Genomic DNA, 16,154 nt, shown 5'->3' on the forward strand with positions numbered 1-16,154 from the left:
CGGTGGAACTGCCAGAAGAAGAGGTGAAGGATCTGCTGTGCCGTGCGCGCCAACCGGTGAGCTTGGAGACGAAGGTGGGCGACGGTGATGACACCGAACTGCTGGACCTGCTGGCAGGAGATGCGGAGCTGCCGGAGGAGCGGGTGGATGGCGAGTGCCTAAAGGGCGACCTGCGAGCGCTGCTGGAGCAACTGCCGGAGCTGCAGGGGCGGGTGCTGAAGATGCGTTATGGGATTGAGGCTGGGGAGCCGCAAGAGAGCTCGGAGCCGATGAGCCTCAGTGCCATTGCTAAGCAATTGGGCATGAGCCGCGACAAAACTCGCAACCTGGAGCGCAAAGCCCTCGAAGGCGTACGGGCCCAGTCACGCATGCTTGAGGGTTATTTGGTGGCTTGAGCTGACTCAGCCGGTGGAGCTGACGCTGCGAGCAATCAGTACGGTCAACATCACGATGGCAAGAAGAACCTGGAGAGCCATAACGAGCTTGGCTCTCCGTGACATAACGGCTTCAGATGTGGGTCCGTAGGTGGAATTGACGTTCATCGAGATAAACAGGTAGTCGATGATGTGGGGTTCTGGTGGTTCTTCTCCCTGTCGGCTGGGCCAAATAAATGCACCGCCTGGAGTGCTGACATCAAGAAAGATATAGACAAACATAAATACGAGTACGCTTTCCATATAGACGGCTGCCACATCCCACAATCCTGCCAGTCCACCGCCTTGATGGCTGCCAGCAGTTGCAACCATGGACAGCACGTTGGCTATCACCTGAAGCATTGAAAACAGCAGATAGGCCAGGGCCCAGCGGAACAGGTGGCGGTTTTTGCCGCGAAATAGGCTGACCGTTAGCCCGATTGTTACGGCGATGAAGGCAATTGTGGCAACGATGTCGATGCTGTGTACCAAATCGCTGAGATTTGGAGCAATCAAGCTGCGATGCCGCAGATGATTAACCAGCAGAAGATCCATTCCCCAGACGCCTGTCGTAGCAGCAATTACCGCTAGTCGCCCCCTGCCGCTAGTTAGGCGCTCGCGCAGCATGTCGGCGGGTCCAGCGCTTGTCTGGTTTGAAGGCTCACTTGCCATAATTTTGCTCCGGCTGATGGTGGGATGAAATATTTAGGTTTAATTGGGGAATTTTTGAACCAATTCAAGCGATGATATGGCGGCTATGAATATATCTTTTGCTGCTTATTTTATGGGCAAGCTGATGTCTTTTTAAGTAGTAAAATTAGAAAAACTGATCGAAGTTGTCGAAGTCGACTGCGCTGAAGGTGCCTGCTTCAACCTGAGCCATAAGCCGTTCCAGCTGCACCCACAGGGCGCCAGCTGTGGCAATCGACAACACAAAAGAAACCAGCAGGGCAACCCCCGCCGAGAAACCGAATACCTGCAGGCTGCCGCCAATAAACAGGGTGATGCCGATCACCACGCCGAAGTAAGGCAGGGTGACCGCAAAACTGCCAAGCGGAAGCAGGGGCAGGCGATCCTGTTTCCAGCCCTCCAGCTTGTTTTCTACCAATTTGGCGAAGGTGAGCCCGCAGAGCACGCCGATGGCCAGGCCCACACCAGCTACTAGGTAGGGGGGCTGGATGATCTGTGCATATTCCAGCAGGATGTCGCTTGCATCGAGGTCGGCGTACATCCAGCCGTCCGGCAGGGCGCTGCTGTCCATGGCGTCGAGGGGCAGGCTGGCCATCTGCTGAGACTGGTCTGGGTGGCCGAGACCCTAGGCCCTCAGGGTTCCCAGCGCTGGGAACCCAGGAAGGTGAGTTCGACGAAGCTGCTGCCGTTGTGGTCCTGGGGACCCAGTTGCACCCGGTAGCCGCCAAGGTCTAAATCGCGCATCGTTTCAAGCGCGGTCACAAAGCGTTGGCGGGTTGGCGCCGGCCCGGCCCGACGCAGGCCTTCCACCGTCATCTTGGCGGCAAGGAAGCCCTCGAGGCTGATGAAGCCGAATTGGGGTTTGGCCTGCTGGCGGCGCATTAATTTCTGGTATTCCTTCACCACTGGCACCCTTTCGTTCCAAGGGAAAGGCACCACCTGGGCCACGCCTATGCCACTGGCCTCATGGCTTTGCAGCGAGGCCCGCAGGGCGCTGGTACCTACAAACGACACGTTCATCAGCTGGGCTGTGTTGCCGCGCCGCCGCATCTCGCGGCTTAAGGAGGCCGAGCTCGGGTAGGCCGCTATCACCAAAACCGCGTTGGCATTGGCGTTTTGCACCATGCTGGCTGCCCCGCCGGTTTGGTTTGAGTTGCGCTCAACGCTGGCAGTGGCCACTGGCTTGAGGCCATGGCGTCTCAAGGCCTTGAGAGATCCCTTGAGGCCGTCTTTACCAAAGGCATCGTTTTGATAGACAACCGCAACGCGATGGCGGCCGCTGCGCACCAGGTAGTCGACCATCCGGTCAATTTCCATGTGGTAGCTGGTACGTAGGTTGAACACCATGGGGCGATGGGGCTGGCGTAGCAGCTGGGCGCCGGTGAGTGGAGCTATTAGTGGAATTTTCTGTGTCTCAACCAAGGGCAACACCGCCTTGACGGTGGGGGTGCCCACATAACCAAATAAAGCAAACACTTTGTCGCGTTCAACCAGCTGCTTGGTGTTGCGCAGGGTGAGAGGTGGGTCATAGCGGTCGTCGAGGCTCAGCAGCTTCAGTCGCTTGCCATGGACGCCACCTTGGCGATTCACTTCGGCGAAATAGGCCAGAGCCCCTTCCCGGTATTCGCTGCCGAGCATGCCGGAGGGGCCGCTGAGTGCCGCCGACTGCCCCAGCACCATTTCTGTTGATGCCAGGGCAGGCAGGCTCAGCGTCAAGGCCAAAGCTGCTGCGGTGCCCACTCGCCCCCAAACGGCTTTCGGACTTAACTTCAGCAAACTGCAGCGGTTGGGCATGGGTAAGCGCAGGCAAAGGCCTTGGAACGTGCTGGCGATGGTTGCCGTTGTTCTGGCGGCCATCCTGGCAATTTTGGGGATCGGGCGCATTGATGTGAGCCCAGTGCTAAGCCGCGACTCTTTGCGTCTCTCTTCCGCGTCCCGTGCTCTCACCACCTTGCCCTTCGGCGAAAAGCCTGCCCTTGGTGTGTGGAGCGCCATGCGGGGAGACCAGCTCAGCGCCGGGGAGGAACGGGTGGATCGGGCTGAGTTTGAGCGAGCCCAATACAAGGTAGAAGTAGGAGTGTATTCAACTAGCAATTATGAGCTTGATCTAACGGTGCCAACCTATTCGAGTAATGGCTATGTTTGGCTGCGCTGGGAGGAGCCTATGCAGCGCTATGTGGAGGCTCGCGGTGGAGATATTTCGAGTATGTTTATTGTTCTGAATACCCTGCTTTCCGACAAAGACTCAAGCCTTAGGCCGGTGGGCAATGTTCCCGCGCGGCTTGCAGATGGTAGTTACTATCAATTGTTTACCTATGTGGGTCGCTATTATGTAGACAAGGCTAGTTTTCGGCACTATCCTTTCATGAGCATAAGCCTGCCACTTGTGATTGAGGCTAACGATATAGACGGCCAGCTTAGCTATCAAAATCTCCGTTTAATTCCAGAGATACGCAACAGCGGCATGGGTCTCTATGCACGAATTATTGGCTGGCTAAATACCGGCTGGTCGATTGCGGAATACAGGCACCACTACGCTACGAATTTTGGGCTTGGTGGCGAAGAAAACGACTACAGCCAAATCCTCTTTGAGATCTCCTATGGCACCTCTTCGTGGTCGTCTTTCTGGAGATTGTTGTTGCCCCTCTCCGTGTTGATGGCCATGGTGTTGTTGGTATTTAAGGTGCGCCCTGATGAGCAGGATGCTCGTGCCAGTATCCCGGTCACTGTGCTCCTTACCCTGGTTTTCCTACAGCAAACCTATCGTGACAAGTTGCCTGATTTGCCCTTTCTTACCTTCCTTGATCAAGTGTACGTCGTTGCTTACGTAGTTACTCTGACGGCATTTGTGTTGGTTCTATGGATTGGACGACGCTATGCCGTGATGGAATCGATTGAAGATCCCGCCGAGAAGCAAGCGTTATTGCTGCATCTAAATCGCCTTGATGATACCTGGCCCCTAGTGGTGGTTCTGTTGGGTGGTACTGCAATTACCTTCTGCTGGATGACGATCCCCCAGGTTGGCTGAAATATCTATTGTTTAAGCCTATTATTTAAGACCATTGTTTAAGTATGTCTATAGTTTAGGCGGGTTGCAGTGTGAGTTTCGCTAGCATGCCACTCACCAACTTGCGAGGTGAAAAAGTACGTCCCATCAGGCCCATCAGGGCTCGCAAATCGTCTGTGTGCAGGCGATCGCCCTGAACCAGAGTAAGAAGGAGCCGTTGCCTCAGGCTGCCGCCTTCTGGACCCAGCAGCAGCTTCAGGCCAGCTCCCGCAACTGGAAGCAAATCGGGGCTAGTGGAATCGTTCTCCACAACCGCCAATAGATTTTCTAGTCGTTCAAGCTGCAGGCGTCCTTGTCGATCAAAGAGCACCTCAAGTAGTTTTTCGCGCATCTCACTGGTGTCGCCTGCCAGCAGGCGCCGGGCCACGTATGGATAGGCAACCCTGATGATCTTGAAGCTGGGATCAAGCCGCAGGGCCAGGCCCTCCTGGCTCACCACCGCCCTAATGATCAGGGCGAAGCGAGCCGGCACACGAAAGGGATAGGCATACATCAGCTCCGAAAAGCGATCGGTGATGGCTTTGAAGTTGAAGGAGCCCACGTTGTCGCCTAGGGCGCCACCAAGCACCTCCTCTAGGGCAGGAATGATTGGCTCGAGATCGGCCCGGGGATTGAGGAAACCCAGGCTGACGAAATCAGCCGCGAGGGCGGTGAAATCCCGATTGATCAGGTGAACAACGGCGCCGGTGAGGGTGAGGCGATCGCTGTCACTGATCGAATCCATCATGCCGAAATCCACATAGGCCACATGGCCCAGGGGGCCGGTTTTGCCGGAGAGCGCAAACAGGTTGCCCGGGTGGGGATCAGCGTGGAAATAGCCAAATTCGAGCAGTTGCTGCAGCCCGGCGATCACGCCAGTGCGGATCAGGGCCGAGGGGTCCAGGTTGCGAGCCTCCAGCGCCTGGCGTTCCTGCAACTTGGTGCCATTAATCCACTGGGTGGTGAGCACCCGCTGGCTGGATAGCAGTCGCTCCACCCGCGGCACGGTCACCTCTGGTTGGCGGGCGAACAGATCGGCAAATCGTTCAGCGTTATTGGCCTCGAGCCGGTAATCAATCTCCTCGAACAAAGTTGAGCCGAATTCATCGATGATGTCGCCGAGGCCAAAGCCCAGGTTGAGTGGCAGCAGCGGCGCACTCAGCACAGCCAACAGGCGGATGATCACTAGATCCCGCCGCAGAATGGTGGGCAGATTGGGGCGTTGCACCTTGACGGCCACCCAGTGGCCATCAGCGAGCTGCGCTTTGTAGACTTGGCCCAGGCTGGCTGCTGCTACGGGGTAGTCGGGGAATACCTCAAATAGCTGGTCGGCCGGGGCGCCCAATTCCTGCTCAATGGTTGCTAGCGCAATCCCATGGGGATAGGCGGGCAGGTTGTCCTGCAGCTGGGTGAGCTGTTCGAGCCAGTCGCGCCGCACCAGATCGGGCCGGGTGGAAAGGGCTTGGCCCACCTTGATGAAGCAGGGGCCCAGGTCCGTGAGCGTTGTGAGAATGCGCCTTCCCAGTCGTTGCTGCACTTGGGCATTGCTGCTGTTCCCCTGCACCACCAACACCAGGGCCAGGCTGGACAGCTGCCAGATCACCACGAGCAGCCGTGCTATCAGCACCCAGGGACGCAACAGCAACCAGCGCAGGTCTCTGCCTGGGTCGTAACCCAGCTCGCTGGCAGCTTCGGCGTTGGTCAAGTCACGGCAGCGGCTAGTTGAGCAGACTCTATTAACGCCATCCCTCTTTCCATGGGCCTGCCGCTGCATCTGCCGGCCCACGGCCGTGGTCGGGGTCTGTCTCCTGCCCTGCGGCGCCTGCTGCGCCAGCGGCCGGGCAGCTGGGATCTGCCGGAGCTGCCGGAGCAGGGTGGTCCCCTGATCGATACCGGCGCCGTCGCTGAGGCTCAGCGGCGTTGTGCATCCCAGCTTGGAGCGGAGGCGCTCTGGTTTGGTGTTAATGGTGCCAGTGGCCTGCTGCAGGCAGCCCTGCTAGCCCTCGCTCCCCCTGGCAGCCGGGTGCTGCTTCCCCGCAACCTGCACCGCTCCCTGCTGCACGGCTGCGTGCTGGGCCAGCTGCGGCCCGTGCTGTTTGACCTGCCCTTCGATCCGGCCAGTGGCCTGTGGCTGCCTCCGGGTCCAGCCCATCTCGAGGTGGTGCTTGCAGCAGCAGAGCAGGACGGTCCCCTGGCGGCCCTTGTGCTGGTGTCGCCGAGCTACCAGGGCCAGCGCGCCGAGCTGCCGGCCCTGGTGGCATTGGCCCACGGCCGTGGGCTACCCGTCCTGGTTGATCAAGCCCATGGCCGCGGCGAGGCCTTGGCGGCCGGGGCCGACCTGGTGGTGCTCTCGGGCCAGAAGGCTGGCGGCGGTTTGGCCCAGAGCGCCGCCCTGCTGCTGCAGGGCGGCAGGGCTGATCGCGATGCCGTGGTCCGGGCCCTGCTGTGGCTGCAGACCTCCAGCCCCAGCGCCCTGCTGCTGGCCTCCGCAGCAGCTGCCCTCGATGACCTCACCAGCTCGGCAGGCCGGCGCCGCTGGCAAGCGGCATGGCGCTGCGGCGAGCGCCTGCAGCGCCGCTGTCGTGCACTGGGCTTGCCCCTGGTTGCAAATGACGACCCGCTGCGGTTGGTGCTGCACACCGCTGCCATGGGAATCAATGGGCTGGAGGCCGATGCCTGGTTGCTGCAGCGGGGTGTGATCGCGGAGTTGCCGGAACCGGGGGCGCTCACTTTTTGCTTGGGTATGGCGCCGCCCCCTGGGCTGCTTTGGCGCCTGCCCCACCAGCTGCTGCGCCTGCGGCGTGCCCTGGGGGGACCACCCCTGCCACCCTTCAGCGCGCCACCGCTGCCGCTGGTAGCTGAGCCGGAGCTGCCCCTGGCCGAGGCCTGGCGCGCTCCGGCGGAAGTAGTGGCTTTGGCGGCGGCAGCTGGACGGATCGCCGCCGAACCCCTTTGTCCCTATCCGCCGGGTATACCCCTGCTGGTGCCCGGCGAGCGGATCGATCTGGCTAGGGCTACCTGGCTGCGGCAGCAGCAGCACCTTTGGCCAGGCCAGATCGCTGATACGGTGAGGGTTGTGGCCGGATAGGAGGCCGATGGATCCCAACGCCGCGGCCGATCTAGGCCAAGCTTCCCAGCAGCCGACCTACCAGTGGGATTTCGTCACCCCTGGGCTGCCGGATAGTGCCTTTGAAGACGCTCCGGGCTTCAGCCCCACCCCCATGGAGCTGAGGGTGATGCTGCTGGCCCATCTGCGCCCCCGCGCCGATTCCCTGGTGTGGGATGTGGGCGGCGGCACCGGTGCCCTGGCCCTGGAAATCGCCCGGCTGATGCCCAGGGGTGCGGTGCATACCCTTGAGCGCGACCCCGATGCCATCGAGTTGTTGGAGCAAAACCGACGCCGCTTTGGCATCACCAACCTGCACATTCACGCTGGCGCTGCGCCAGATGATCTGGACCAGCTGCCCGCCCACCCAGATCGGGTGCTGCTGGAGGTGGGACGGCCCTTGGGTGATGTGCTGCTGGCGGTATGGGAAGCGCTGGTGCCCCGCGGGCGCTTGGTGATTAGCACCGCCAGCCTGGAGGGCTTGGTGGATGCCACCGATACCCTGGGCCAGCTGGCGGCCCGCGATGTGCAGGTGGTGCAGGCCACCGTGCATCGCATGCAACGGCGCGGCAGCCAGGCCAAATTGGCTGCGGCCGAACCACTGTTTTTGATTGCTGCCGAGCGCCCAGCTAGCTCTGAGCCCTCCTGATCGCCGCGTGTTGATACCCCCTACCCAGCCAGCTAAACCCCGCACCGCCACCTCCCTGCCCCGGCTGCTGAGCGGCTGGCTGGCTGGGGGCTTTGGCTTCGTGGTGGTGATGCTTGGGGGCTGGTGGTTCACGGTGGCCGTAGGGGTGATCGTGCACTTGGGGCTGCTGGAGTTCTTCCGGATGGCCCAGTTCAAGGGGATCCGGCCCGCCACCAAAACCACCCTGGTGGCGGTGCAGCTGCTGCTGGTCACCACCCAGCTGGCCAGTGGCAGTGGCTTACTGGGTGGCGGTTGGTTTGCCGGCGATGTGGCCGCAGCGGTGCTGCCGGCCTCTGGGGCGGTGATCTGCGGCTGGCTGCTGTTGCAGCCGGTCACCGGCACCATCGCCGACATCGCCGCTTCAATTTTCGGGCTGTTTTACCTGGGTTTTCTGCCCAGCTACTGGATACGTCTGCGCGACCTGGCCGGCGACGCTCTGGCGCCCAACCTGGCCGGCCAGCCCTGGCCCGCCAGCGCCGGGCTCGCCCTCACCCTGCTGGCCTGCTTCCTGATCGTTGCTACCGACATCGGCTCCTACGTGATCGGCCGCCGACTGGGGCGCCATCCGCTTTCGCCAATCTCCCCTGGCAAAACGGTGGAGGGTGCCCTGGGCGGGGTGGCCTGTGCTGTGGCGGTGGGTGCTTTCGGCGGCACCTTGATCGGCTGGAGCTGGGGCTGGCTGATCGGTGCGGTGCTCGGTGCGGTGGTGGCCCTGTTTGCCCTGGTGGGTGATCTCACCGAATCGATGATGAAGCGCGATGCAGGCCTAAAGGATTCCGGTGATGCCATCCCTGGCCATGGCGGGATCCTGGATCGAATCGACAGCTATCTGTTTGTGCCGGCTGTGGTTTACTCGCTGGTAACCCTGGTATTACCGCTTTTGCAGGGCTAGTGCAGGGCTAAGGGCTCACCTGGGCTGTGCCAATCAGCTGCACCATGCCTGCTTCTATGCGGGCATCACTGATGTGGATGCTGGGATCCATCGGCAGCCTGCTGCTGACGTTGCCGACTACGGAGTTGATTTCGATGCTGCCCCTGGCTGCCACAACGGTGGTGGCCAGCTCGACCAGGTCTGGAGTGCCGAGGGCCCGGGCTGCAAACACCAGGCTGTCGCGGCACATGCGCAGTTCCACCAGGGGCACGATGCCAAGCAGGGCTTCGCCTAGGCCATCGCCTAAAGCGCGCCACTGGGGGGCGCTGAGGGAGCGGGTGAGGCCGTCGGCGGTGAGGCTTACCTGGCCGTGGATCTCGAAGGCCCGCTCCAGCTGCAGCGGTTGGCCCTTGAGCAGGTTGCCGCTGTGCACATGGATGGGGCCGCTGTTTAGCTCCACCAGCTCGAAGTGGAGGTCTTTGTAGATCACCCGGCGGGCCAGCAGTTGCACGCCGGCCAGGCGACCGCGCAGTAGTTGCAGGCCAGTTCCTTGAAGCTGGATATCGAGACTGCCGATGGACTGGCACTGCTGGCGCACCCAGAGCTGCAGGCCGCTGGCCAGCAGCTGCATCACCGGCCCGCCTGGTTTGTCGTCGCTGCTGCTCATTGCTGGGAAGGGGCGCCGAGCCAGGTGGAGGCGACGGTGGCGGTCTGGTCGAGGTGCGGTAAATGGCCGCAGGCATCCAGCTCACGCACCCGTTCTCCTAACAGGGCCAGGGCCGCCCGCTTCTGGGGTGCCCGCAGGATGCGGTCATTGGCTCCCCACAGCACCGTGATTGGTTGGTTGGGCAGGGGGGCGCCGCCGCCGGCGAAGCCACCGGAGCGGGCAAAGCGCCGCAGGGCATCAGCCCAGCCAGGGCTTTGCAGGTGCAGCGATGCGATCTCCAGTTCGGCAGCTCCCACGGCGGCGTCCGGATCGGCGAAGGCGGTGCGGCAAAGGCCCCGGCGCACCCCTGGCAGGGCCAGAAAGCGCACCCCTAGGCCATCGAGCAGGGGCGGCAGGGGCATGGGACGGCCAGTTAGGCCGGCGGGAGCCAGCAGCAGTAGCCGATTCACCTGCTCGGGCAGGCGTCGGGCCAGCTCCACCGCCACCGAGCCACCCATCGAGGCGCCGATCAGGCCGAGGGGGGCGGGATTGCGGCTGCCAATTTCCCTCGCCAAAACCTCCAGGTGGCGCAGCACGCCACTGGGGCTGTAATCGCCGCCGGTGGGCCTTGGGCAGAAGCCAAAGCCGTAAAGGTCGGGAATGAATAGCTGCACGCCGCTGGCCAGCAGGGGGGCCACACGCCGGAATTCCAGGAAGGAACTATCAAAGCCATGCAGCAGCAACACCGGTGGCCCTTCGCCCAGCACGGCCACAGGCCAGGGCCCCTCCTCGCCGAGTTCAGGCAGGGGCCACCACTGCACCTGCGCTGCCAGGGCCCTGCCCTGGGGATCCAGCAGGCTGCTGGCCGCTGCCGCCACCAGGGCTTGCTGGGCTGTGGGCTCCCTGTTCACGCGGGCTGGCGCTCGCTGCTGCAGGTGCTCACCAGGGCGGCCAGTAGGTCGTTGGGCCCTACGGGAAAGGGCAGGTGGTGCAGATCGGAATCATCGCGGCAGGCAAAGGCGCAGGCCTGCTGCAGCTGGTGCAGGCCTGCCTCAGCCAGACCAAGTTCCTCCAGGCTCACCGGCAGGCCGAGCTTGCGGAACAGGGGCAGCAGCTGGCGCCGGGATTGGCCGGCGAGCTGGTTGCCGCCGAGCACCTCCTCCAGCCGCAGCTGCACCAGGATCCCGAAGCCCACCTTCTCGCCATGTAGGCGGCCATGGCTTGCCTCCAGTTGGGTGAGGCCGTTGTGAACGGCATGGGCAGCCACGGTGCGGCAGCGGGCTCCCCCAATACCGCCGATCAAGCCAGCGCTGAGCCCGCAGGCTTCAGCCACCCGCTCCCAGGCGGCGCCGTGGGGATCCTGGAGGGCAAATTCAGCTTCCAGCATGAGTTGGTCACGCAGCACCCGGGCCATCTGAACCGCTTGCTGCACCAGGCCATCGCCGCTGGCGCCACTACTCACGGACGACTCGTACCACTTGGCCATGGCGTCGGCGATGCCGCTTGCCAAGGTGCGGGCTGGGGCTTGGCGGACCAGGTCGTGGTCAAAGATCAACAGATCTGGGCAGCGGGCCAGGGCCACATCGCCCAGAAAGGCACCTTCAACTGAATAGATGTTTGCCAGGGCAGTCCAGCCCGCGCAGGTGGCCGCACTGGTGGGCACGGTGATGCAGGCCAGACTCAGCCGGTGGGCCAGCAACTTGCCGGCATCGAGCACCTTGCCGCCACCAATGGCAACAACTGCATCGCAGCTTTGCTTTTGACAAATCGCAGAGACCTTTTTCAGGTCTTCTTCGCAGCAGTCGAACTGCAACTCGGCGCAGTGGGGCTGGAGCCCAGCCTTGTGTAGGTCGGCAACCAGTTGCTGCCTCAGCTGGGCTGTTACGGCGCTGCGACCAAGCACCAGTGGGCGCTGGCCCAGGGCTGCAAGCCGCGAGATGCCCTGGAGCCACGCTCCAGGGCCCCGCAACACCTCTGCAGGTGCGATGGCGTGTTGGCTCAGGGAGTTGCTCATCCCGCTGCTGCTTTCATCCCCAAGTGATGGTACGGGCTAGACCCGAATCTCCTCAAACTGCAGCCGCTGCCAATTCCGGCTCGGCCGGCAGGGCTGCCTGCTTGCGGATAAATACCTGCTTGTCCTCATTGACATCCACCAGGGCGGAGTCACCATCGCCAATCCGTCCGGTGAGGAATTCCTCAGCCAGCGAATCTTCAAGCAGCCGCATCACTGCTCGACGTAGGGGACGGGCGCCGTAGGAGGGGTTGTAGCCCTCCTCGACCAGCCGTTCCTTAAAGGCTTCAGTAACGGATAGGGCAATACCCTTCTCCAACATCCGGCCGAACACTTCTTTGAGCATGATCTCGGCAATGTCTTTAACTTCCTCGCGGTTGAGCTGACGGAAGACAATGATTTCGTCGAGGCGGTTGAGGAATTCGGGGCGGAAGTATTGCTTCAGCTCCTCATTGACTAGCGAGCGAATGCGGTTGTAGTTGGTTTCATCCGCGTCACCACCGCCGAACTCAAAGCCAAGGCCACCGCCGCCCTTTTCAATCACCTTCGAACCAATGTTCGAGGTCATGATTATGAGGGTGTTCTTAAAGTCCACCGTGCGGCCCTTGGAATCGGTCAGGCGACCGTCTTCGAGCAACTGCAGCAGCAGGTTGAACACATCGGGGTGAGCTTTTTCGATCTCGTCGAATAGCACCACGGTGTAGGGACGGCGGCGCACAGCCTCGGTGAGCTGGCCACCTTCATTGAAGCCCACATATCCGGGAGGGGAGCCGATCAGCTTGCTGACCGTGTGGCGCTCCATGAATTCCGACATGTCAAGCCGGATCATGGCTTCTTCGCTGCCGAAGAAGTAAGCCGCCAACGACTTGGTGAGCTCGGTTTTGCCAACGCCGGTGGGGCCGGAGAAGATGAAGCTGGCAATCGGGCGGTTGGGATTTTTCAGCCCCACCCGGGCCCGGCGGATGGCACGGGACACGGCCTTAACGGCTTCGTCTTGGCCAATCAAACGCTGGTGGAGGGTCTCCTCCATGTTCAGCAGCTTGGCTGTCTCGCTTTCAGTGAGCTTCTGAACAGGCACCCCAGTCCAAGAGGCAACGATGTGGGCGATGTCCTCCTCCGTAACCATGGGCGTGCGATCGCCTTCGGCGGCGCCTTCAAAAACCGCTACGGGTGCACTACTACCGACCTCAGCGGCCACGGGCTCGGATGCGGGCTCTTCATCTTTGCGGGTCTGCAGGATCGAGCGAATCTGCTCGCGCAGCTCTACTTCCTTGTCGCGCAACTCACCAGCCTTGGTGAAGTCTTGCTCGCGCACGGCCTGTTCCTTGTCTTTCTGGACAGCGCGCAGCTGCTTGTCGACTTCCTTGGCTGCCGGCGGCAACTTGGAATTCATCAGCCGCACTCGGCTGCCGGCTTCATCTACCAGGTCGATTGCCTTGTCTGGGAGGAAGCGATCAGAGATGTAGCGGTCGCCCAGGGTGGCTGCCGCAATCAGGGCCTCATCGGCGATTTTGAGGCGGTGGTGAGCTTCGTAGCGATCCTTGAGACCGCGCAGAATTTCAATCGTGTCGATAACGGAAGGCTCGCCCACCATGACCGGTTGGAAGCGACGCTCCAAGGCCGCATCGCGCTCGATGTGTTTCCGGTATTCATCAAGGGTGGTGGCACCGATGCACTGAAGTTCGCCCCGGGCTAGGGCAGGCTTGAGGATGTTTGCGGCATCGATTGCACCTTCTGCTGCACCTGCGCCAATCAAGGTATGCACCTCATCGATCACGAGGATCACGTTGCCGGCGCTGCGAATTTCCTCCATGATTTTTTTGAGGCGTTCCTCAAATTCACCCCGATATTTGGTGCCTGCCACCAGCAGGCCGATGTCCAGGGTGAGGACTCGCTTGTCTTCGAGGATGTCTGGAATATCACCAGAATTGATCCGCTGAGCCAAGCCCTCGGCGATGGCTGTTTTGCCAACGCCAGGCTCGCCAATTAGGACCGGATTATTCTTAGTGCGACGACCCAATATTTGTATTACCCGCTCGATTTCGTTCTGACGACCCACCACCGGATCGAGCTTGCCATCAGCGGCCTGCTGGGTGAGGTTGCTGCCGAACTCGTCGAGGGTTGGTGTTTTTGTGGAGCCCTTGCCGCTGCCGCCACCGGCGGCGACTTCGGCTGTTTCTCCCAGCATGCGGATCACCTGGGTGCGCACCTTGGCTAGGTCAACGCCAAGGTTTTCCAGGACCCGAGCAGCTACACCCTCACCCTCACGGATCAAGCCAAGCAGTAGGTGCTCCGTGCCGATGTAGTTGTGACCAAGCTGGCGAGCTTCTTCAAGGGAGAGTTCCAGAACTCGCTTGGCGCGAGGAGTGAAAGGGATCTCCACGGCGACGAAGCCGGAGCCTCTGCCGATGATTTTTTCAACCTCAACGCGGGCATCCTTGAGGTTCACCCCCATCGACTTCAGCACCTTGGCGGCAACGCCAGTGCCTTCACCGATCAGGCCAAGCAAAATCTGTTCGGTGCCCACAAAGTTGTGGCCAAGGCGGCGGGCCTCCTCTTGGGCCAGCATGATCACCTTGATGGCTTTCTCGGTAAACCGCTCGAACATGGGCCTAGGCCTGGTGCAAGTCCTTCCAAGCTACCAGGGTTAACAGGTGAGGTGTGGTTTACGCCGCATCAAAGGCAGATCCCCTGCGGTGGCTGGCTCTAAGGCGTTCGAAGGCAACAATGCAAATTGCTGAATTGCCGGTCATTAGCAATAAGAAAAGCCGGTTATCCACACCATGGCTACGCATCATTCATGTCAGATAACCGCAGCCATTGGATCAGGGCGTCTTCGCCATTGCGGTAGTAACCGCGACGCACTCCTGCATCACGGAAGCCCAGTCGTCGGTATAGGGCTACTGCCGCAGTGTTTGCCGGGCTTACTTCCAGGGTGGCGTGCAGGGCTCCCTGCTGCCCGGCCTCCAGCAGCAGGGCCTTCAGCACCTGCTGGCCTAAGCCCCGGCGCCGCTGCTCGGGATCCACCGCCACCACGGTGATGTGCAGTTCATCAACCACCAGCCAACCGCTAGCCAAGGCCAGTAGCTGCTGCCCTTGCCAAAGACCCACCCCGGGGCGTCGCTGCTCCGCCAGCTCGCTCTGCCACTGGGCGCGGTTCCACAGGCCGCCGAGGCTGGCTTGGTCGAGGATTAAGCAGGCCTCCAGGTGCTCAGGACACAGGGCTGTCAGGTGCAGCGCCGCCAAGTAGTTCCTTACATTCATGCTCACTTGACCCGCGCGGCCACAGTCATGCTGACCTCCCATGAGCCCGTTGCGCTGCTGAATCCCTTTGAACGCGATAGGGATCCCCATAGTCCTAATCGCAATCTCACCCCACTCACCACTGCCCTCGACAGTGAGGGGCGCCTAGTGGTGGGTGGCTGCCTGCTGAGCGACCTGGCCCGCGATTACGGCACTCCTTTATATGTGCTCGATGAAGCCACCCTGCGGGGCACCTGCCGGGCCTACCGGGAAGCCCTCGCCGAGCACTACCCAGGGCATGCCCTAGCTATCTACGCCTCCAAAGCTAATAGCTCCTTGGCCATAACTGCCCTAGTGGCATCCGAAGGCCTGGGGCTTGATGCGGTTTCTGCTGGCGAGTTGCTCACCGCCCTGCAGGGGGGCATGCCGGCGGAGCGCATCGTGCTGCACGGCAACAACAAGAGCCGCGAAGAGCTGGCCCTCGCCGCTGAGCAGGGCGTCACGGTGGTGGCTGACAACTGGCGCGATCTTGAGCTGCTGGCTGCTCTGGCCCCTGACTTGCAGCGAACCGTGCAGCTGATGCTGCGTTTTACGCCGGGTATTGAGTGCCACACCCATGAGTACATCCGCACCGGCCACCTCGATAGCAAGTTTGGTTTCGATCCCGACCAGCTCGAAGCGGTGCTGCAGCACCTGGCGACCTGTTCCTGGGCCCAGCTCACCGGGCTGCACGCCCATATTGGCTCCCAGATTTTCGAGCTCCAGCCCCATCGCGACCTAGCTGGCGTGATGGCCGATGCCCTGGCCTTGGCCCGCTCCCTGGGTCACCCGGTGGTTGATCTCAACGTGGGCGGTGGCCTGGGTATTCGCTACACCACCAGCGACGATCCGCCGAGCATCAGTGAGTGGGTGCGCACCGTGGCCGAGGCGGTGGCGGCGGCCTGTCAGGAGCGGGGGCTGGAGTTGCCCCGCCTGCTCTGTGAACCGGGGCGTTCCCTGGTGGCCAGCGGTGGGGTCACCCTCTACGAGGTGGGCAGCCGCAAGGACATCCCTGGCATCCGCACCTACCTCTCGGTGGACGGCGGCATGAGCGACAACCCTCGGCCGATCACCTACCAGTCTCAATACACGGCGTTGTTGGCCGATCGCCCCACGGCCGAGGCCACCGAAACCGTCACCGTTGCTGGTAAGCACTGCGAATCCGGCGACGTGCTGCTCAAGGATCTGGCCCTGCCGCCAGCTGGCAGTGGCGATGTGTTGGCTGTGTTTGCCACCGGCGCATACAACGCCTCGATGAGCTCCAACTACAACCGCATCCCTCGGCCAGCGGCGGTGCTGGTCCACGACGGGGTCGCTGATTTGGTGCAGCGCCGCGAGCAGCCGGAAGACCTACTGCGCTACGACGTTTTGCCAACTCGGTTGCGATCGGTAAGGTGAATT

15 protein-coding genes are annotated in these 16,154 nt (G+C 61.8%); 6 read left to right on the forward strand and 9 right to left on the reverse strand.

Annotation, left to right across the window (positions count from 1 at the left end; genetic code table 11):
• Window positions 1-395: sigma-70 domain-containing protein (locus KBZ22_RS11830; protein ID WP_315858614.1), on the forward strand; the 395-nt coding region annotated here is incomplete at its 5' end.
• Window positions 396-401: 6 nt separating this feature from the next.
• Here KBZ22_RS11830 and KBZ22_RS11835 read toward each other — a convergent pair.
• The 3 genes from KBZ22_RS11835 to KBZ22_RS11845 form a co-directional block, all read right to left on the reverse strand.
• Window positions 402-968 (reverse strand): hypothetical protein, encoded by a 567-nt coding sequence (locus KBZ22_RS11835; protein WP_255022118.1) that lies wholly within the window; start codon window positions 966-968, stop codon window positions 402-404.
• A 262-nt stretch (window positions 969-1,230) separates the two neighbouring features.
• Window positions 1,231-1,698 (reverse strand): hypothetical protein, encoded by a 468-nt coding sequence (locus tag KBZ22_RS11840; protein WP_106632733.1) that lies wholly within the window; start codon window positions 1,696-1,698, stop codon window positions 1,231-1,233.
• 38 nt (window positions 1,699-1,736) lie between these two features.
• On the reverse strand, window positions 1,737-2,825 hold the full coding sequence (locus KBZ22_RS11845) for an ABC transporter substrate-binding protein (RefSeq protein WP_255022119.1): 1,089 nt from the start codon (window positions 2,823-2,825) through the stop codon (window positions 1,737-1,739).
• Between the two features lie 10 nt (window positions 2,826-2,835).
• On the opposite strand from KBZ22_RS11845, the gene KBZ22_RS11850 reads away from it, so the two are divergent.
• Window positions 2,836-4,131: a hypothetical protein gene (locus KBZ22_RS11850; protein WP_255022120.1), complete on the forward strand. Its 1,296-nt coding sequence runs from the start codon at window positions 2,836-2,838 to the stop codon at window positions 4,129-4,131.
• 55 nt (window positions 4,132-4,186) lie between these two features.
• Here KBZ22_RS11850 and KBZ22_RS11855 read toward each other — a convergent pair whose 3' ends face one another.
• Window positions 4,187-5,827 carry an AarF/ABC1/UbiB kinase family protein gene (locus KBZ22_RS11855; RefSeq protein WP_255022150.1) on the reverse strand — a complete coding sequence of 547 codons (1,641 nt, stop codon included), beginning with the start codon at window positions 5,825-5,827 and terminating at the stop codon, window positions 4,187-4,189.
• Window positions 5,828-5,905: 78 nt separating this feature from the next.
• On the opposite strand from KBZ22_RS11855, the gene KBZ22_RS11860 reads away from it, so the two are divergent.
• Genes KBZ22_RS11860 through KBZ22_RS11870 form a run of 3 tightly spaced genes read left to right on the forward strand, consistent with a single transcriptional unit; the run spans window position 5,906 to window position 8,835 of the window.
• Complete coding sequence (locus KBZ22_RS11860) at window positions 5,906-7,237, forward strand: lysine decarboxylase (RefSeq protein WP_254941192.1); 1,332 nt, start codon at window positions 5,906-5,908, stop codon at window positions 7,235-7,237.
• 7 nt (window positions 7,238-7,244) lie between these two features.
• Window positions 7,245-7,904 carry a precorrin-6Y C5,15-methyltransferase subunit CbiT gene (gene cbiT, locus KBZ22_RS11865; RefSeq protein ID WP_254941191.1) on the forward strand — a complete coding sequence of 220 codons (660 nt, stop codon included), beginning with the start codon at window positions 7,245-7,247 and terminating at the stop codon, window positions 7,902-7,904.
• 10 nt (window positions 7,905-7,914) lie between these two features.
• Complete coding sequence (locus KBZ22_RS11870; RefSeq protein ID WP_261347168.1) at window positions 7,915-8,835, forward strand: phosphatidate cytidylyltransferase; 921 nt, start codon at window positions 7,915-7,917, stop codon at window positions 8,833-8,835.
• Between the two features lie 7 nt (window positions 8,836-8,842).
• Here the strand turns inward: KBZ22_RS11870 and KBZ22_RS11875 are convergent, their stop codons facing one another.
• From KBZ22_RS11875 to rimI, 5 genes are all read right to left on the reverse strand, one after another.
• Complete coding sequence (locus KBZ22_RS11875) at window positions 8,843-9,481, reverse strand: DUF2993 domain-containing protein (protein ID WP_255022121.1); 639 nt, start codon at window positions 9,479-9,481, stop codon at window positions 8,843-8,845.
• The gene (locus tag KBZ22_RS11880; protein ID WP_255022122.1) at window positions 9,478-10,371 is read right to left on the reverse strand and encodes an alpha/beta fold hydrolase; all 894 of its coding nucleotides are present in this window, start codon (window positions 10,369-10,371) and stop codon (window positions 9,478-9,480) included. The genes KBZ22_RS11875 and KBZ22_RS11880 overlap by 4 nt, the downstream gene beginning before the upstream one ends.
• On the reverse strand, window positions 10,368-11,474 hold the full coding sequence (locus KBZ22_RS11885) for an iron-containing alcohol dehydrogenase family protein (RefSeq protein ID WP_254941187.1): 1,107 nt from the start codon (window positions 11,472-11,474) through the stop codon (window positions 10,368-10,370). The genes KBZ22_RS11880 and KBZ22_RS11885 overlap by 4 nt, the downstream gene beginning before the upstream one ends.
• Before the next feature lie 52 nt (window positions 11,475-11,526).
• Window positions 11,527-14,079 carry an ATP-dependent Clp protease ATP-binding subunit gene (locus KBZ22_RS11890; RefSeq protein ID WP_255022123.1) on the reverse strand — a complete coding sequence of 851 codons (2,553 nt, stop codon included), beginning with the start codon at window positions 14,077-14,079 and terminating at the stop codon, window positions 11,527-11,529.
• 179 nt (window positions 14,080-14,258) lie between these two features.
• Complete coding sequence (rimI, locus tag KBZ22_RS11895; RefSeq protein ID WP_254941185.1) at window positions 14,259-14,735, reverse strand: ribosomal protein S18-alanine N-acetyltransferase; 477 nt, start codon at window positions 14,733-14,735, stop codon at window positions 14,259-14,261.
• Between the two features lie 27 nt (window positions 14,736-14,762).
• Here rimI and lysA point away from each other — a divergent pair, with 27 nt between their 5' ends.
• Complete coding sequence (lysA, locus tag KBZ22_RS11900) at window positions 14,763-16,151, forward strand: diaminopimelate decarboxylase (RefSeq protein WP_255022124.1); 1,389 nt, start codon at window positions 14,763-14,765, stop codon at window positions 16,149-16,151.
• Window positions 16,152-16,154: the final 3 nt, after the last annotated feature.

This window comes from Cyanobium sp. L1E-Cus, from assembly GCF_024345755.1.
Taxonomy (GTDB): Bacteria; Cyanobacteriota; Cyanobacteriia; order PCC-6307; family Cyanobiaceae; genus Cyanobium_A; species Cyanobium_A usitatum.

Excerpts from the sequence above, each read along its gene's own strand:
- KBZ22_RS11875 (WP_255022121.1), bottom strand. The coding sequence starts at position 9,481 with ATGAGCAGCAGCGACGACAAACCAGGCGGGCCGGTGATGCAGCTGCTG.
- KBZ22_RS11885 (WP_254941187.1), bottom strand. The coding sequence starts at position 11,474 with ATGAGCAACTCCCTGAGCCAACACGCCATCGCACCTGCAGAGGTGTTG.
- KBZ22_RS11860 (WP_254941192.1), top strand. The coding sequence starts at position 5,906 with ATGGGCCTGCCGCTGCATCTGCCGGCCCACGGCCGTGGTCGGGGTCTG.
- KBZ22_RS11835 (WP_255022118.1), bottom strand. The coding sequence starts at position 968 with ATGGATCTTCTGCTGGTTAATCATCTGCGGCATCGCAGCTTGATTGCT.
- lysA (WP_255022124.1), top strand. The coding sequence starts at position 14,763 with ATGCTGACCTCCCATGAGCCCGTTGCGCTGCTGAATCCCTTTGAACGC.
- KBZ22_RS11890 (WP_255022123.1), bottom strand. The coding sequence starts at position 14,079 with ATGTTCGAGCGGTTTACCGAGAAAGCCATCAAGGTGATCATGCTGGCC.
- rimI (WP_254941185.1), bottom strand. The coding sequence starts at position 14,735 with ATGAATGTAAGGAACTACTTGGCGGCGCTGCACCTGACAGCCCTGTGT.
- KBZ22_RS11840 (WP_106632733.1), bottom strand. The coding sequence starts at position 1,698 with ATGGCCAGCCTGCCCCTCGACGCCATGGACAGCAGCGCCCTGCCGGAC.
- cbiT (WP_254941191.1), top strand. The coding sequence starts at position 7,245 with ATGGATCCCAACGCCGCGGCCGATCTAGGCCAAGCTTCCCAGCAGCCG.